Here is a 15,782-nt window from a genome sequence, read left to right on the forward strand (position 1 = left end):
AGTGACCCGCCGTAAGGGCGGAACCAATAGCAGCCGTAACCCAAACAACGGATATGTACCCCATCAAACCCGCGACAACCCCAGTACCACTATCGCAGGCAAGCCAACCCACCTGGCTGCGTTATACCTTCAAGGTCCGGGTCATGCGCAACGCCAACACACTGCCGGCAACAATCACTGCCGCTAGCAGGTACAACGCCACATCCGTGGACCCGGTGGCATCCTTCACAAACCCTACGATATACGGGCTGAGAAAGCCCGCCATCTGGCCCATGGAATTGATCAGCGCCAAACCACCTGCGGCCGCGCCCGCGCTGAGCATGGCGGTTGGCACCGGCCAGAACATCGGCAAGCCGGTGAGGGCGCCCATGGTGGCGATGGTCAGGCCGAGAATCGCAATCGCCGGGGTGGTGGCGAAATTCACCGCGATCACCAGGCCAATAGCGCCCATCAACATCGGCACCACCAAATGCCAGCGCCGTTCTTTGCGTAAGTCGGCAGAGCGGCCCACCAGCAGCATGAACACGGCCGCCAGCAGATACGGAATCGCACTGAGCCAGCCAATCACCAAGTTATCGCTGAAACCCAGGCTCTTGATGATCGACGGCAGCCAGAAGTTGATGGCGTACACGCCGCTCTGGATGCAGAAGTAGATCAGGCCGAACGCCCAGATCGCCGGGTTCTTGAACACTTCGCCGAGCGAGTCCGTGGTGGTTTTCGGCTTGTTCGCCAGGTCTGTCGCTTGATCGGCCTCCAGCACCGTACGCTCATGGGGCGTCAGCCACTTGGCATTGGCAAAGCTGTCGCTGAGCAGGAAGTAGGCGAGGGCGCCGAGGATGACGGTCGGGATGCCTTGCAGCAGGAACATCCACTGCCAGCCCGCGAGGCCACCTTGGCCGGCGGCGAAGTGGTTGAGAATCCACCCGGAAAACGGGCTGCCGAGCAAGCCGGACACCGGGATCGCCGACATGAACAACGCCATGATCCGCCCACGGCGGAAGGTCGGGAACCACTGCGAGAGGTACAGCACCACACCCGGGAAGAAGCCGGCTTCGGCGGCACCGGTCAACAGGCGCAAGCCATAGAAGTGCGTCGGTGTGGTCACAAACAGCAAGCAGGTGGAGAGCGTGCCCCACACGATCATCATCAGCGCAATCCAGCGCCGCGGGCCGAACTTGGTCAGCGCCAGGTTGCTCGGCACGCCGCACAGCACGTAGCCGATAAAGAAAATCCCGGCACCGAGGCCGTAGACGGTTTCACTGAATTTCAGCGCATCGAGCATCTGCAACTTGGCAAAGCCAACGTTCACCCGGTCGAGGTAGTTGAACAGGTAGCAGATGAAAATGAAGGGGATCAGGCGCAGGGTAATGCGCTTGTAGATGGCGTTTTTATCGTCATCGGTGGCCAGTGTGGCAGCGGCGCTCTGTGACATGGGAGTCTCTCTTTATTATGATTTTTTGCGATGCGCAGGTAACGTTGATCGCCCAACGAGTCTCGGCCACCTGGCAGGGTGCTGTCTTTGTGCTCGCGCACAGTCAAGCATGCTTTGCGCTGTGCCGATGAACAACCCACCCTTTCAAGGAACTTAGCCCCATGTTCGAGTTGGATCATGACTTGGCGCAGGATATTGTCGATCGCACCATGGCGATCCTGCCCTATAACGTCAACGTCATGGACAGTCAGGGGCTGATTCTCGGCAGCGGCGAGCCGGAGCGCATCAACACCCGCCATGAAGGCGCGCAACTGGTGCTGGCCAATGGGCGCGTGGTGGAAATCGACGGCCAGACCGCCAAGCACCTCAAGGGCGTGCAGCCGGGCATCAACCTGCCGCTGATGCACGATCAACGTTTGATCGGCGTGCTGGGCATTACCGGCGAACCCGAGCTGTTGCGCACTTACGCTGAACTGGTGCGCATGACCGCCGAAATGTTGGTCAGCCATCGCCATCAGCAAGCCGAACAGCAGTGGCGACGCCAGCGTTGTGATGACTTGCTGGCGTTGCTGCTGGCTGAAAGTGGCGACTCGCCGCGCCTCATCGACGAGGCCCAGCAACTGGGGCTCAAACCGCAAATGGCACGTACGCCGTACCTGTTTGAACTCGGCGTGGGCCAATCGGCGGAGGCACTCAGCGCCTGGCTTACCAGCCGTTACCCAGACAGTTGGTGTGTCAGCTCGGCGCAGTTTTCGCTGTTGTGGTGTCGGCCGGCTGCTGTGCAAGTCGACAACCCACGGCTGCTGGAAAAACTCCAGGGCCTGGGTTGGAACATCCTGCGTGTGGCTGTCGGCGGGCAAGCGGATGGCCTGGCAGGTTTGCGCCGTTGCTATCGGCGGGTTGGCGACTTACTGGCCTATGGTCGGGATATCTTGCCCCAATCGCGTTTGTTGACGCTCAACCGCTACCGCCTGCCGGTGATGCTGTGGCGCCATCGCAACGACGATGCTCTGGATGAACTGCTCAACCCCTTGCGCAAGGTGTTGGCCAAGGACAGTAACGGCCAACTCCTCGCCACCTTGCGCAGTTGGTGCGCGCACGACGGCCAAAGCCAAGCGTGTGCGGATGCCTTGGGCATTCACCGCAACAGCCTGCGCTACCGCATGGAGCGCATCGCCGAGCTCAGCGGCGTCGACCCGCTGACCCTCGACGGCATGCTCGCCCTCTACCTCGGCGTACAGCTGTTTCCTCAGGCTTTGTCGGAATGAACAACAAACCTCACCCACACTTGTGCATCGGACCGGCGTCATTGCCGCAGCCAACTGGCAGCATGGGCGTTATAAAAACCGGAGAAAGCCCATGAAAATCATCATCGCCCCCGACTCGTTCAAGGACAGCCTCAGTGCCGAAGGCGTCGCCCAGGCCATTGCCGAGGGGTTGGCGCAGGTTTGGCCGGATGCACACTTGATCCAGTGCCCGATGGCCGATGGCGGTGAAGGCACGGTGGATTCGGTACTCGCTGCGTGCAACGGGCAGTTGCGCCGCCAACTGGTGCGAGGCCCCTTGGGTCACGCCGTTGACGCGCGCTGGGGGTGGTTGGCTGAGAGTCACACTGCAATCATTGAGATGGCCGAAGCCAGCGGCTTGCAGCTTGTGCCGCCGGGGCAGCGCGATGCCTGCACCAGCAGCACTTACGGCACTGGCGAATTGATCCGCGCGGCCCTTGATGCCGGCGCGCAGCGCATCATTCTGGCGATTGGGGGCAGTGCCACCAACGATGGCGGTGCTGGTGCAATGCAGGCACTCGGTGTGCAATTGTTAGATGCCCAGGACCAAGCACTGGCACCGGGCGGCCTGGCCTTGGCACGTCTGGCGCGCATCAGCCTTGAGCAACTGGACCCACGCCTGGCCCAGGTGCGCGTTGAAATCGCCGCTGACGTGAATAACCCGCTGTGTGGCCCGCACGGTGCTTCGGCCATTTTTGGTCCGCAAAAAGGCGCCAGTGAGCAGCAGGTTGAGCAACTGGACGCGGCCCTTGGGCACTTTGCTGATCATTGCGCCAAGGTGTTGCCCAAAGACGTGCGTAATGAACCCGGTAGCGGTGCAGCGGGCGGTTTGGGGTTTGCCGCCAAGGCCTTTCTCGGCGCGCAGTTTCGTGCGGGCGTGGAGGTTGTCGCCGAGCTGGTTGGCCTGGACGCAGCCGTGCGTGGCGCGGACCTGGTGATCACCGGCGAGGGCCGCTTCGACGCCCAGACCCTGCGCGGTAAAACCCCGTTTGGGGTCGCCCGCATTGCCCGGCAGCACGGCGTGCCAGTCATCGTGATCGCCGGCACCTTGGGCGACGGCTACGAACAAATGTACGCACACGGTGTGGACGCTGCTTTTGCCTTGCCGTCCGGGCCGATGAGCCTGGAACAGGCCTGCCATGACGCGCCGCGCTTGCTGCGCGAGCGTGCGGCAGACGCCGCGCGGTTGTGGCGTGCGGCGACGCGAGGGTGAACGCGGTTCGCGTGGGCTCAGTCTGAGGCGAAGCAGGTCGCAATGCGGTCGGGTTTACGGCCATACGCCAGGTACTCACCCACATTACGGTTCACGCAGGCGCTCAGATCAGCAAAGGACACACCGTGCTGATGGACCCCCTTGAGCAACACCAGGCGGGTATTGGGCAAGCTCCGAAAGGCGTTGAAGGCGCCCGATGCAGGTGTTTGGCCGTCGTACTCGGCCTGGACCATCACGATGCTGTCAGCCTGTGCCAGTTTGCCCAGTGGCACACCGGCCAGCGGCTTGGCGCGCCAGCCCGCGCAATGCCTAGCCTGGAAGAAACTGCCCCCGACCGGGTAGCGGGCGGCATAGTGGTTTTCCTTCTCGGTCCAGAATGCGTCATTCGCCGCAGGCGAGTCGTTGCATAGCACGGTACTGCGTACAGACACCGCAGGGCTGAGCTTCAGCGGGCCCGGTGCGATGTCATTCCAGGGCGCTGGGTTTCGAGTGACGCTAAGCAGCTGCGTAAATGCACGTTGTACCTGTTGGTTAATGTCGGGGTCGGGGCTGAACCGATAAGCGCTGGCTTTTTTGTGTAGTTGCGCGTCTTTCAATTCAGGCGATCGACGCAACCAGTCGCTGAGCGCGCGCGCCGCCATCAGGTATTCGATTGAGCTATAGAACTCGCTGTCAGAACGCAGGGCGACGCGCACCTGGGGGAGCAAGCCGGTAAAAATCTCGCCGATGGCCCTGGGATCGTTGCCCATTTGGTAAGCCTTCGGGTTTTCAGCAGCGCGCTGCGCCACAAAACGCGTGAAGATCCGCTCCTTCTCTGGCGCCTGGATCAACGACGCGTTCTGGAAGGTCGAGGTCCAGTCGGTGTTGGAGTCCAGCACCATTCGCCCGACGTGCTCGGGAAACAGACCCGCGTACCAGGCGCCCAGCCACGTGCCGTAGGAGTTGCCGAAATAGTTGAGGGTGGGTTCTTTGAGCGCGATGCGCACGAACTCCATGTCCCGCGCGGTTTGCTCGGTATTAATGTAAGGCGCCATGCGCTGGCTGGCGCAACCTCGAGCCAGTACCCCGGCGTTATGCCGGATCGCCTCGATATTGGCTGCGCTGCGGTCTTCGGCAATATCGTTTTGCGCGACAACTATCTCATCGGATTGGCACACCAATTGCACGTCCGGCGTACTGCCCAACCCACGTGGCGTTATGCCGATGATGTCATACGTATTCGTCAGGTGCTGATAGGCCTCACCGTCCGGCATATCCGCGTAACTTTTCCAGAGCGAAGCCAAGACAACCGCAAACCCGCTGCCATCGGCCCCTGGGCCGCCAGGGTTGGTAAACAATGCGCCTGCGCGCTTTTGCGGCTCTAGGGCTGCAACGCGGGTGATGTCCAGCTTGAGGTTGCCGAGCCTGGGTTTCAAGTGATCCAGCGGCACTGTCGCGATGCCGCACTGTGTCCTGGAGACCACCTCAGGGTCCAGCCCGCTGATGGGGCGCCCCTCGCAGTCCGGTAGCCATCTGATAGCCTGCTCGGGTTGCGGTCTTGTTGCACAAGCACTCACCACCAGTAAGACGGCCGCACCAATGCTGGCGACGATTGCCTGCTGTTTCACCATTTTGCCGACACATCCTGTTCACGCTTGGAAGATTCAAAGTATCGCAAAGCCGGCTGAGCAGACCTGTAGGAAAATACTACGTGTTGGCCAGGCAACCTCTTAGAGCGCACGCCGCTTTCCATTGTGCAGGGAGGCGTCCTACACTGGCCTGCCTCTTGTCTTTCAAAGGATGAAACACAATGCACACACCTGAACCCCATATCGTGATCCAGCGCTTTACTGAAGCCCACCTCGAAGGCGTGGCCGCGCTCTATAACGAACCGGCTGTATGCCGTCAGGTGCTGCAAATGCCTTTCCAGTCAGTCGAGGCCTGGCGCAACAAGCTGGTCAGCGATAACGAGCGGCGGCTACAACTGGTGGCCGTGCATGGCGGTGAGGTAATCGGTCAACTCGGTTTGGAACAGTACCTGCGCGTACGCCAGGCCCATGTCGGTTCGTTCGGCATGGGCGTGGCGACAGCCTGGCAGGGCAAAGGCGTAGGTTCCAAGCTGTTGACCGCTGCCCTGGACGTGGCCGACAACTGGATGAACCTGCGCCGCGTGGAGCTCACGGTGTACGCCGATAACGAAGCCGCGCATAACCTGTACCGCAAGTTCGGCTTCGAAGTCGAAGGGCGGCTGCGCGATTACGCCCTGCGTGACGGCGTGTTCGTCGACACCCTGAGCATGGCGCGCCTGCGCAAGTCGGCTTAACCCCCTAGAGCAAACGCCACCGCAGCCTGCGCATGCAGCTCGGTGGTGTCCAGCAGCGGCAAGTCGCTGTGCTGCGGCTTGATCAGCAGGCCGATTTCCGTACAACCGAGGATGATCGCCTGGGCGCCACGCGCGGCCAGCGACTCGATCACGCGTTGATAAACTTGGCGCGATGCATCACTGATCACCCCGACACACAACTCCTCATAGATGATCCGGTGCACGGCCTGGCGCTCGTCCGCGTCGGGCACCAGCACGGTCAAACCTTGGGCGGCCAGGCGCGCTTTGAGAAAGTCCTGTTCCATGGTGAATGCGGTGCCGAGCAGGCCAACCGTCAGCGTGCCAGCCTCAACAGCGGCTTTACCTGCCGCATCGGCAATGTGCAGGAACGGAATCGACACCGCCGCCTCGATACGCGGCGCCACTAAGTGCATGGTGTTGGTACACAGCACCACACACTCGGCACCACCGGCCTGCAGGCGGCGCGCGGCATCTTCGAGGATCAGCGCGGTGTCATCCCACCGGCCGGCATGCTGGGCTTGCTCCACCGGGCCGAAGTCCACGCTGTACATCAGCAGTTGCGCCGAGCGCAGCGGGCCCAGCTGGTCGCGCACGCGCTGGTTGATGATGCGGTAATACTCGGCGCTGGACTCCCAGCTCATGCCGCCGATAAGGCCGATAGTGCGCATGCGATGCTCCGGACAGGGGATGTCGCCTCACCTTACCCATCCAGCGCGCTTTAGTCATACGCAGTTACCGGCCAAATGACCGGAGCAGTTTCACATGTCCAGGTTGACCCAGCCCGGCTTGGGCTGCTCCGGGGCCACTGCGTTGATTGGCTTGCCGGTGGCCTGCTCGACTCGCCGCGCCACGTCAGGGTCATCAGCGAACGGCAGCAAGCTGGCGTCATCCAGGCTCTTTTCAGATTCCCCGCGCAGGCAATATTCCACCGCGCCGTACAGGCACACCAGCATCAACAGGCTCCACATCTCAGGCGATCCGCGCGTCAAGCTGCGCGACGCGCAAGTCGGCGATCCGCACTGTAAGCCAGGTGTTGTAGGCCATCAGCAACATGCCCGTCAGGAAAAACACGCCACCGGCAAAACGCACCACAAACCCCGGATGGCTGGCCTGCAAGGCTTCGACAAACGAATAGGTGAGGGTGCCGTCGTCGTTCACCGCCCGCCACATCAGGCCCTGAGTGATGCCGTTGACCCACATCGAGGCGATATAGAGCACCGTACCGATGGTGGCCAGCCAGAAGTGCAGGTTGATCAGCCCCACGCTGTGCATCTGCTCGCGGCCGAACACTTTGGGAATCATGTGGTACAGCGAGCCGAAGGTAATCATCGCCACCCAACCCAGCGCCCCGGCGTGGACGTGGCCGATGGTCCAGTCGGTGTAGTGGGAGAGGGCGTTGACGGTCTTGATCGCCATCATCGGGCCTTCGAAGGTCGACATGCCGTAGAACGCCAACGATAACACCAGAAAGCGCAGGATCGGGTCGGTGCGCAACTGATGCCAGGCGCCGGACAAGGTCATCATGCCGTTGATCATGCCGCCCCAGCTCGGCGCCAGCAGGATCAGCGACATCGCCATGCCCAGGGACTGCGCCCAGTCCGGCAGGGCGGTGTAGTGCAAATGGTGCGGGCCGGCCCAGATGTACAGGGTGATCAATGCCCAGAAGTGCACGATCGACAAGCGATACGAGTAAACCGGGCGTCCGACTTGCTTGGGCACAAAGTAGTACATCATCCCCAAAAAGCCGGTGGTGAGGAAAAAGCCCACGGCGTTGTGCCCGTACCACCATTGCACCATCGCATCGGTGGCCCCGGAATACACCGGGTAAGACTTGAACCAGCCCACCGGGATCGACAGGTGATTGACCACATGCAACATGGCGATCACCAGAATAAATGCGCCGAAAAACCAGTTGCCCACGTAGATATGCCGGGTCTTGCGCCGCACCACGGTGGTGAAAAACACCACCGCGTAGGCCACCCACACCACGGTCATCCACACCGCGCCGGAGAATTCAATCTCGGCGTATTCCTTGGTGGTGGTGTAACCCAGCGGCAAGCTGATCAACATGATCACGATCACCGACTGCCAGCCCCAGAAGGTAAAGGCCGCCAGCGTGTCGGAAAACAGCCGTACCTGGCAGGTGCGCTGCACCGCGTAGTAACTCGCAGCGAATTGCGCGCTGCCAGCAAAGCCGAAAATCACCAGGCTGGTGTGCAATGGCCGCAGGCGGCCAAAGGTGGTCCAGGGCAGATCCAGGTTCATCTCGGGCCACACCAGTTGTGAGGCGATCCACACGCCCATGGCCATGCCGACCACGCCCCATACGATGGTTGCGATGACGAATTGGCGCACGACTTTGTAGTTATAGGCCTGTCCGGTTGTTGCGTTACTCATGCTCAGTCCTCCCACGGTTCCAAGTGGCGGGCACTGTAGGAAGCATGGGCAAAACAAAACAGACTCAGAAAAAGCCGATTACTACGGATCAGTTGTTAAGGCGTGAAAGCGCTGGTTACAGCGGTTCTGATCCGCTTTTTAACTTCTCGCCTGAATCTTCAACGCACTGCGCTGGCATCGCATAATCGTACGGCCCGCCGCCGCATCTGCCATGATCAGTGTTCGCAACCTGGCTTATCCAAGGAACGCCGCAATGGACGATGTACAGCAACTGGGCGAGATGCTTCGTCATTACGCCGACAGCGAAGCGCATAAAAAGCAGCAATTCGACGTGCAGTCGGCCCGCTGGGCGCAAAAGCTCGGCGAGCTGTTCGGGCAGATTGAGCAGTGGCTGGAGCCGGTCAAAACCGTGGGTTTGCTGGAGGTCCAGCGTGAAGCCTACGTGGCCAGTGGCCCGAGCCTGCCGGTAGAAACATCAACCTTCAAGACCGAGAAGCTGACCGTGCAGATCACCGGCAAGCCGGTGGAGTTCGTGCCTGACGTAATGGGCGCGGGCGGCTCGATTTCCGTGTCGGTCATGGGCCTGACCGCCGCACGGCACGGGAGTGTCTCGCTGGTGCTGGCGGCCGACAAAAACGACTGGTTGTGGAAGAAAACCAACGGCCTCAAAGACCCGGACACCTTTGCCTTCGACGCGAACTTCCTGGCGTCGCAGTTGCAGAGCCTGATCCCGCGCGAACGCGGCTGAGCAATTTATCACTGCGTTGGCTATACATAAGGCTCCGTGTCTCGATGATCACCTCCAGGGAGCTCAATAATGAGGAGTGCAATGATGAAACTAAGGCCAATGGTCAGCGCGCTGTGCATCGCTTCAATCGCAATGGCAGGGTGTGCCAGTAAGGTCACCCAGCCGGACGAGTATTCCGGCTTTCTCTCCGATTACAGCCAACTCAAGGAAGCCAAGTCACCCTCGGGGGCCGAGGTGATGCGTTGGGTCGACCCGAATTTGGACGTGAGCCGTTACAACGCGGTGTATGTCGAACCCACCCAGTTCTATCCCAAGCCGCATGCCACCGCGAAAATCCCGGACAGCACCCTGAACGGTATCAACCTCTACTTCAACCAGGCGCTCAAGCGTGAACTGGCTAAATCACTGCCACTGGCCAACGGCCCAGGCCCGGGGGTGATCGTGGTGCGCGCTGCCATCACCGCTGTCAGCAGCAAGACTGAAAGCCTGAAACCCTACGAATACATACCTGTGGCCTTGGTGGTGGCTGCTGTGAGCACCGGCGCAGGCATTCGTGACCAGCAAACAACCCTGGGCACCGAGGCGCAGTTTCTCGATGGCGCCAATGGCAAGGTGATCGCCCAGGTGGTGCGCAAAGGCACCGGCAAGTCGCTGTCCAACGACTCGCAGGTGATGAAGGCCGATGACGTCAAAGGCGTTATCGATGGCTGGGCATCGGACCTGCATCAGTCGTTTGTGAAGCTGAAAAAGCGCTGAGGGCTTAAAACGCGTTCCTTGCAGGCCGGTTGTAATAGCTGAGCAGGGCATCGTAGCGGCGGGTGACGAGGTAGTAATCGTCACTCAGTTGCTGCGGTGGGGCGTGGTCAAGCCAATCTTGCAGCAGGCTCTGCAATGCTTTGAGGTAGGCATCGGCGGGCGCTCTGATGGTGTACCAAAGGTGCAGGGTTTCATCGTTGAGGTTTTTGTCCGGGATTTGATCCACGAACCCGGCGCTGTTTTCGTTGGCGCGCTGCACTGCAGCCGTTAACGCCGCCAAGGCCTTGGGTGTGAGGTTGGCGTTGCGCACACCCTCGTCTATCTGGTCCACCGCGTGCCGTGCCGCGATCATGTAGTTGAGCAGGTGCCAGTGCAGGTCGCGACCCAAGCGCGCCTCCAGCAAAGCCAGTTGGGCAGGGCGCAGGCGTTGATCTTCCTGCGCCAGGTCGTGGCGCAACTGGGTGGAGATTGCCGTGTAGGTTTCTCCATTTCTGCTGAGTTCGTCCTGAAAGCGTTGCAACATGACATCGCCAAACAGCCGTTGTTGATACGAAGTGCCCAACGTCGAGGTGATTTTTTGCAGGCGCGATACGTACTCGGCGGTCATCCCGATCAAGGGGCTGCCAGGTTGCTGATGTTCCAACTTAGTGGTGATGGTTGGCGCGCACACATCATTCTGGATCAGCCGCGCCTGCGGCTCGCTGTTGTCGCCAAACTCCTCGCGTGCCCTGGCGTAGCGGCCGACCGGCAACGACGTTTGTAACTCAGGTTCTGCATCGGCCTGTGGTGGATGAGCCAAGCGTTGGTAGGCCAGCCGCGTGTCCCGGTCGACGCGGTTCATGCAATCGATGATCGGCGCCAGGGCGCTGGCAGAGGCGGTTTGCGGGCTGTCCAGCCTGTCCACCCACAATGCGAGCACCTGGGTTTGTTTGCCCGCGCCGGCAAGGCCGAACAGCATCAGCATAAAGACCACGCCAACGGGTATTAATAGGCCTGGGTTCATCGCTTGGCCTCCTGGCCGTACCATTGCGCGGGTGTAGGCGGGGCCTGGCAGTGCTCGGCGGTTTGCGGCATGCGGCTGCACACGCGCTCGGTCCATTGTTGCAGGCCTTGATTGCGACTGACTTGATGGCGGCTATCGAGGTATTTCAACCCAGCGAAGACCAGCGCGAAGGCGATGGCACCCAGGCCTACTGCGCCGATTACCTTGCGTGGATAAAGCGCCGCCCATTCCTTGTAGCTCATGCTCGCTCGGCGTTTGCCCACGCCAATGGCGGCCAATATCGCCACCAGCGTCAGGCCGGCGATAGGGCCGAACTGAATGCTGACGGCAATGCTCATGGCCGCTCCAGGGATCAGGTCGCGCACGGGCAACAGCGGCAGATGGGTAGGGCTTAACCTGCGCGGCAGTTTTGCGCCGAGACTTTCATCCAGCACGCGCAGCCGATGTGCCAACGGGCGCCATACCTGCCAGGCCAGCGCGCCCGCAGCCATGTAGGCCATTGACCACGCCAACGCTTCACCCGCGCTGTCCACTAGCGCGCCCGCATGCCAGGGCGCCTTGCAGAGCGCACCGGCCAGGCAACCCAGCACAATCGCCACCAGCAGTGGCCAGGTGTCAACGGCGGTTTCCCAATCCTGCCAGAAATAGGGCGTGCCTCCCGGCAGGGCGAACGCAACGTCGGGATGGTCAGCCTTAAGGGCGGCGGCCAGCTTACGACACGCTTCCCAGTCTGCTTCGCTTAACCGCTGTGCGAACGCACGCCGCTGGCCCAGGGACATCGGCGCCAGCAGCAATCGCGCAGCGCGTTGCTGGGCGGTGGCCGGTGCGGCGGCCGCCAACGCACGCTGGTGGGCCATGAATACCGGGCCTTGCTGGCGCCGTAACAAGTGCTGCCATTCGTCCTCGGGGCACGCGTGGTTGTTACCGCCATGCCAATTTTGGCCAGCGCGCACTGCCTCAAATACTGCAGGCGACCAGAAATGGCTCTCGGCCAACATCGTCGCCAGCATCTGGTTAAACCATTGTGTATGCGCGGGCTGCTTGAGCCAAGGGTAATCAACGCGAGCTGCGTAGGCGCTGAGAAAGTCCACTTCGTTGCGCTGAGCCATGGCCAGCGCCAAGCGGTATTGCAGGGCGTCCTTGCACCGGTCTGCCAGCGCGTCGATCAGCGCCTGTGGCAGTTCAAGGCGCTGCCAGGCGCTGAGCCACTGAAACGTATCGAACGCCCAGTGTCGGTCTTCATCGCTGACGTCGTCGTGCGAGACACAGCGCTTGAGCAGCGCCACTTCGAATTCCAGCCCGGCGCCGGCAGCCATCGCCTGCTCATAGTGCTGCTGCAAGCTCACGGCGGTGATAGCCGCCGGCGTTGCCTCCACAACCAATGCCTCTACCGCCACCGCGCACGCAGCCTGTTCCTGCTGCGCCCATTGCTGCCAATTCAAGGCCTCTTCGTAAGCCTCGCGCAGGCGTTGAAAGCCCTCGGCGTCATCATCCGGCCGGGTTTTCTTCAACAACGTGGCGTATTGGCGCTTGATCGTGCGGCTATCGGCATCCGGCGGCAGGCCAAGGACATCCCAGCAAGTCATGTGCGGTACAACTCCATAAAGAACCGCGCGCACCTTACTCGTTTTATTGCTCGATAAACCAGTGGTAGTCAGGGAAGGCGCTGCCCGGCCGACTGCATTTGCGGCCGGGCACGCGGTGTTACTTGAGCGGCGTCAACGGTGGCAGCTTCCATTGGCCCACGTCAGGCTTGGGCAGGTAGATGCGCAGTACGGCGTAAAACGGACCGGGCGGGGCGGGCAGCCAGTTGCTCTGTTCGGCTTTCGGCGGCTCGTGGTGCTGTAACGCCAGGGTCAGGCCGCCGTCGGCGTCGCGCTTAAGGTTGGGCAGCATCCCTGAGTTGATCTGGTAGCGTTTCTTCAGGTTAGGCGCCAGCAGCTTGGTCTTGGCGTCGTACATGGTCAGCGACCAGAACGCCTCGGCGGGCGGCAAATTGTCTTTGTCAAAATGCACGGTGTAGCTGTGGCGCGCACCATTGGCCGGTTTACCTTCGCTGTCGACGTGGTAGCTCAAGTAAACGGCTTCATCGGCAGAGTTACCAAAAATGCCTAAGTCGGCACCGGCGTAGCGGTAGAGGTAGTTGTTTTTCAGGCGGTCACGGCTACCGAACAGGTCACCGCTGGACACTTGGTGCGTGTCGATCTTGTCTTTCTTGAACGCGGCAAACTCAGCCCGAGCGTCGGCAATCCCATCTTCCAGGGCTTTGCGTTGTTCAGCGGTGAACTCTTTGACCTTAAAGGGCGCACCAGGGGCGATACCGATTTTGGCAAAGCGCGCCAGCAGGTCTGTTTCGCTGTCCTGTGGTGCGGCAAACGCGAGCATGAAGTTCAGGTAGCGGAACAGCTGCGGCCCCTCGGTCATGGTGGCCATCGGCTTTGGCCAGACGATTTTAGACACCGGGGCCGGAGCGGGCTGTTTTACATAGCCGCTCAGCGGCTGCACTTTGTAGCCGTTCTGGATCTGCTTGACCTTGTTCAGGTCCTTCTCGTCAAACAACTGCGTGCGGTACAGGGCATAGGCGATATTGCTTTCGCTGTACACCACACGGTCGATGTCGACCGGCTGCTGACCTTTCCAGTCAGGGCCCGCGATCATGTAGTGGCCGCCATTGTTGCCGGTACTGCGCGTACCTAAGTAGGCGATATTTTGCGTATAGAGGTCGATCAACTGCACCGAGTAGTAACGGTTGTCTTCGATCTTGGGCAAGGTCAGCACCAACGGCTCTTTGCGCAAGTCCATCCACATGAAGGAGTAAGGCGTGTCCGAATTCGGGGTGGCGAACGCGGTGTCCTTGGGGGTGAAGACCTGGGCGGTGTTACCGATGTGGTTGAACGGTGCCTTGAAGTTGGCACCGCCCTTATCCACGGCCTGGGTGTAGAGCGTCTTGTACATCGCCACTACCGGGTAGCCATACAGGTAGGCTTCCTTGGCAATGGCCCGGGCTTCGGCCGGGGTTGCCGTGAAGTCGGCCAAGGCACCGGTACTCATCAGAATCGAGAGGCTCGCCAACAGCAGGCGCGTCGGTTTTCCAATCATGTTGTTGCGTCCTTCCTGAGTTCTTTATAAAGGGCGTGGGATCAAGGCGCTGAGTTAACCGTTTTATTGGCCGAACGTCACGTTAATCCCTGCAAGACTTAGCCGTGAAGTGATAAGGGCAGGCGCGCAGGCACAGAGTAGCCTCCCAGCAGCTGAAATAGCCCGAAGATATGCGGTGGTGCAACGAAATGAGGCGCGTAGTGCCGTGGCGGGGCTTCAGCCGACAGGCAACATCGACTTGACCTTGTCACGCAGCTGGTCGATGGAGAACGGTTTGCCGATCACTTGCATGCCCGCCGGCACGTCAATACTTTCGGCATAGCCGCTGGCGAACAGAATAGGCAGGGCAGGGCGCAACTCGCGAACCTTGGTCGCTAACTCCTTACCGTCCATGTCGGGCAGGCCGACATCGGTCATCATCAGGTCGATCACCTGGTCAGTGTTTTCGACCAGTTGCAAGGCCTCTTGAGCGTCCGCCGCTTCAAGCACGCTGAACTCCAACTCTTCGAGTACATCGACGATCAGCATGCGCACGATAGCGTCGTCTTCGACTACAAGGATGGTGGAGGGGGCAACGGACATAGGGAAAATTCCTGAGGAGTTGTAAGTGCTGGCCTTTAGTCATTTAACGACCATTCTCATCCCTGAGTCCTGTCGATCCAGGTAAGTTCCCCAGAGATCAAAACATTGTGACGCTAATGCGCGGCAATGTCCCGCCCGGTGAGCGGGTTCAGCAGCGCAAAGCCGAATGAGCGCTCGGATAGCTACAGCCAGACCCTCGCATCACAACAAAAGACTGCGAGACGCCTTGAACAGCAGGCCTGGCTGCTAATGGTCAGACCGAACTGGCCGAACAAGTGCAGGGCCAACTGACCTTGAGCATGTTCGGCCGTAATCAGGGCTGGAGCCATTCACACGAGTCAAGGTGCTAACGGATTGGACACCATTATTGAAACAGCAAAACTATCAACCTTACTATCAAGAACGTCATTCGGCTGGAACGGGCTGACGTAGAACTGACGCGTTCCTTGCGCAGACATGAGCGGTTTTAACGTGGCGGCCATGGCCCCGCGGTCTAATAACTTCTCCATAGCGTTGCGCATAGACTGCAAATTATCAAACTTGGCGAGTCCGCTATCGGGATCGAAGAAGAACCATTCTTTTTTACCATTTCGGATCCTGACGGCAGCCAGCATGGCGTGATCTTCAGTGCTGATTCTCAGGTATTTTGAGGTGGTGGCAGTACTGAGGTCGTTAATAATGCGCTGAGAATCGATCAATGAAGGCATGCGTCCTATATGAAAATCCCCCGTTTGGTCTAAAACATTTTGGAGTGATTTCATATCATGGTTGAATTTTGTATGTTGGGCCATTGGCGTTGCGGTAGTAGAGGCCTTGCGAAGGTTCTCCAGAAATATTTTTTCGTCTCCTCGATGCAGTGCCAGCGCCATGGCATTTGTCATCCCAGCACAGTAGCCCTTTGAAGTTAAATCAACGCGCGCGAGGTATTGTGCTTGGGCAAAGC

At 60.2% G+C, this 15,782-nt stretch carries 14 protein-coding genes and 1 pseudogene; 5 read left to right on the forward strand and 10 right to left on the reverse strand.

Going from position 1 to position 15,782, the window contains the following annotated elements; translation table 11 throughout:
• Positions 1-121: 121 nt before the first annotated feature.
• Positions 122-1,432 (reverse strand): MFS transporter, encoded by a 1,311-nt coding sequence (locus ACI77I_RS30170; RefSeq protein ID WP_406999831.1) that lies wholly within the window; start codon positions 1,430-1,432, stop codon positions 122-124.
• Between the two features lie 161 nt (positions 1,433-1,593).
• On the opposite strand from ACI77I_RS30170, the gene ACI77I_RS30175 reads away from it, so the two are divergent.
• Complete coding sequence (locus ACI77I_RS30175) at positions 1,594-2,700, forward strand: sugar diacid recognition domain-containing protein (protein WP_242149577.1); 1,107 nt, start codon at positions 1,594-1,596, stop codon at positions 2,698-2,700.
• Between the two features lie 91 nt (positions 2,701-2,791).
• Positions 2,792-3,931 (forward strand): glycerate kinase, encoded by a 1,140-nt coding sequence (locus ACI77I_RS30180; RefSeq protein WP_406999834.1) that lies wholly within the window; start codon positions 2,792-2,794, stop codon positions 3,929-3,931.
• 17 nt (positions 3,932-3,948) lie between these two features.
• Here ACI77I_RS30180 and ACI77I_RS30185 read toward each other — a convergent pair whose 3' ends face one another.
• A complete protein-coding gene (locus ACI77I_RS30185; protein ID WP_406999836.1) occupies positions 3,949-5,541 on the reverse strand; it encodes an alpha/beta fold hydrolase in 1,593 nt (530 codons plus the stop codon).
• Between the two features lie 179 nt (positions 5,542-5,720).
• On the opposite strand from ACI77I_RS30185, the gene ACI77I_RS30190 reads away from it, so the two are divergent.
• Complete coding sequence (locus ACI77I_RS30190; RefSeq protein ID WP_094951810.1) at positions 5,721-6,233, forward strand: GNAT family N-acetyltransferase; 513 nt, start codon at positions 5,721-5,723, stop codon at positions 6,231-6,233.
• Here ACI77I_RS30190 and ACI77I_RS30195 read toward each other — a convergent pair.
• The 3 genes from ACI77I_RS30195 to ccoN all read right to left on the reverse strand — a co-directional run bounded on the left by ACI77I_RS30195 (position 6,230) and on the right by ccoN (position 8,651).
• Positions 6,230-6,922, reverse strand: a complete 693-nt coding sequence (locus ACI77I_RS30195; RefSeq protein WP_406999838.1) for an aspartate/glutamate racemase family protein — start codon at positions 6,920-6,922, stop codon at positions 6,230-6,232. The two genes, ACI77I_RS30190 and ACI77I_RS30195, sit on opposite strands and share 4 nt — an antisense overlap.
• A gap of 90 nt (positions 6,923-7,012) precedes the next feature.
• Positions 7,013-7,222 (reverse strand): cbb3-type cytochrome c oxidase subunit 3, encoded by a 210-nt coding sequence (locus ACI77I_RS30200; RefSeq protein WP_094951812.1) that lies wholly within the window; start codon positions 7,220-7,222, stop codon positions 7,013-7,015.
• A gap of 1 nt (position 7,223) precedes the next feature.
• Positions 7,224-8,651, reverse strand: coding sequence for a cytochrome-c oxidase, cbb3-type subunit I (gene ccoN / locus ACI77I_RS30205; RefSeq protein ID WP_406999840.1), 1,428 nt, complete (start codon positions 8,649-8,651; stop codon positions 7,224-7,226).
• 253 nt (positions 8,652-8,904) lie between these two features.
• Here ccoN and ACI77I_RS30210 point away from each other — a divergent pair, with 253 nt between their 5' ends.
• Both ACI77I_RS30210 and ACI77I_RS30215 read left to right on the forward strand, forming a co-directional pair.
• Positions 8,905-9,399, forward strand: a complete 495-nt coding sequence (locus ACI77I_RS30210; RefSeq protein WP_094951814.1) for a hypothetical protein — start codon at positions 8,905-8,907, stop codon at positions 9,397-9,399.
• Positions 9,400-9,483: 84 nt separating this feature from the next.
• Positions 9,484-10,155: a DUF3313 domain-containing protein gene (locus ACI77I_RS30215; protein ID WP_406999842.1), complete on the forward strand. Its 672-nt coding sequence runs from the start codon at positions 9,484-9,486 to the stop codon at positions 10,153-10,155.
• Positions 10,156-10,159: 4 nt separating this feature from the next.
• Here the strand turns inward: ACI77I_RS30215 and ACI77I_RS30220 are convergent, their stop codons facing one another.
• The 5 genes and pseudogenes from ACI77I_RS30220 to ACI77I_RS30240 form a co-directional block, all read right to left on the reverse strand.
• Entirely contained in the window at positions 10,160-11,158 is a 999-nt protein-coding gene (locus ACI77I_RS30220; RefSeq protein ID WP_094951815.1) for a DUF3829 domain-containing protein, read from the reverse strand.
• Complete coding sequence (locus ACI77I_RS30225; RefSeq protein WP_406999844.1) at positions 11,155-12,744, reverse strand: J domain-containing protein; 1,590 nt, start codon at positions 12,742-12,744, stop codon at positions 11,155-11,157. The genes ACI77I_RS30220 and ACI77I_RS30225 overlap by 4 nt, the downstream gene beginning before the upstream one ends.
• 118 nt (positions 12,745-12,862) lie before the next feature.
• On the reverse strand, positions 12,863-14,257 hold the full coding sequence (locus tag ACI77I_RS30230) for a DUF1254 domain-containing protein (RefSeq protein ID WP_406999846.1): 1,395 nt from the start codon (positions 14,255-14,257) through the stop codon (positions 12,863-12,865).
• Between the two features lie 216 nt (positions 14,258-14,473).
• Positions 14,474-14,839, reverse strand: coding sequence for a response regulator (locus tag ACI77I_RS30235; RefSeq protein WP_242149556.1), 366 nt, complete (start codon positions 14,837-14,839; stop codon positions 14,474-14,476).
• 338 nt (positions 14,840-15,177) lie between these two features.
• Positions 15,178-15,782 (reverse strand): annotated as a pseudogene (locus tag ACI77I_RS30240) (hypothetical protein); the annotation flags it as partial.

It is taken from the genome of Pseudomonas sp. D47 (genome assembly GCF_045447305.1).
Taxonomy (GTDB): domain Bacteria; phylum Pseudomonadota; class Gammaproteobacteria; order Pseudomonadales; family Pseudomonadaceae; genus Aquipseudomonas.

Coding starts and splice junctions, on each gene's coding strand:
- ACI77I_RS30175 (WP_242149577.1), top strand. CDS start 1,594: ATGTTCGAGTTGGATCATGACTTGGCGCAGGATATTGTCGATCGCACC.
- ACI77I_RS30180 (WP_406999834.1), top strand. CDS start 2,792: ATGAAAATCATCATCGCCCCCGACTCGTTCAAGGACAGCCTCAGTGCC.
- ACI77I_RS30235 (WP_242149556.1), bottom strand. CDS start 14,839: ATGTCCGTTGCCCCCTCCACCATCCTTGTAGTCGAAGACGACGCTATC.
- ACI77I_RS30190 (WP_094951810.1), top strand. CDS start 5,721: ATGCACACACCTGAACCCCATATCGTGATCCAGCGCTTTACTGAAGCC.
- ACI77I_RS30230 (WP_406999846.1), bottom strand. CDS start 14,257: ATGATTGGAAAACCGACGCGCCTGCTGTTGGCGAGCCTCTCGATTCTG.
- ACI77I_RS30185 (WP_406999836.1), bottom strand. CDS start 5,541: ATGGTGAAACAGCAGGCAATCGTCGCCAGCATTGGTGCGGCCGTCTTA.
- ACI77I_RS30200 (WP_094951812.1), bottom strand. CDS start 7,222: ATGTGGAGCCTGTTGATGCTGGTGTGCCTGTACGGCGCGGTGGAATAT.
- ACI77I_RS30225 (WP_406999844.1), bottom strand. CDS start 12,744: ATGACTTGCTGGGATGTCCTTGGCCTGCCGCCGGATGCCGATAGCCGC.
- ACI77I_RS30195 (WP_406999838.1), bottom strand. CDS start 6,922: ATGCGCACTATCGGCCTTATCGGCGGCATGAGCTGGGAGTCCAGCGCC.
- ACI77I_RS30220 (WP_094951815.1), bottom strand. CDS start 11,158: ATGAACCCAGGCCTATTAATACCCGTTGGCGTGGTCTTTATGCTGATG.
- ACI77I_RS30210 (WP_094951814.1), top strand. CDS start 8,905: ATGGACGATGTACAGCAACTGGGCGAGATGCTTCGTCATTACGCCGAC.
- ccoN (WP_406999840.1), bottom strand. CDS start 8,651: ATGAGTAACGCAACAACCGGACAGGCCTATAACTACAAAGTCGTGCGC.
- ACI77I_RS30170 (WP_406999831.1), bottom strand. CDS start 1,432: ATGTCACAGAGCGCCGCTGCCACACTGGCCACCGATGACGATAAAAAC.
- ACI77I_RS30215 (WP_406999842.1), top strand. CDS start 9,484: ATGAAACTAAGGCCAATGGTCAGCGCGCTGTGCATCGCTTCAATCGCA.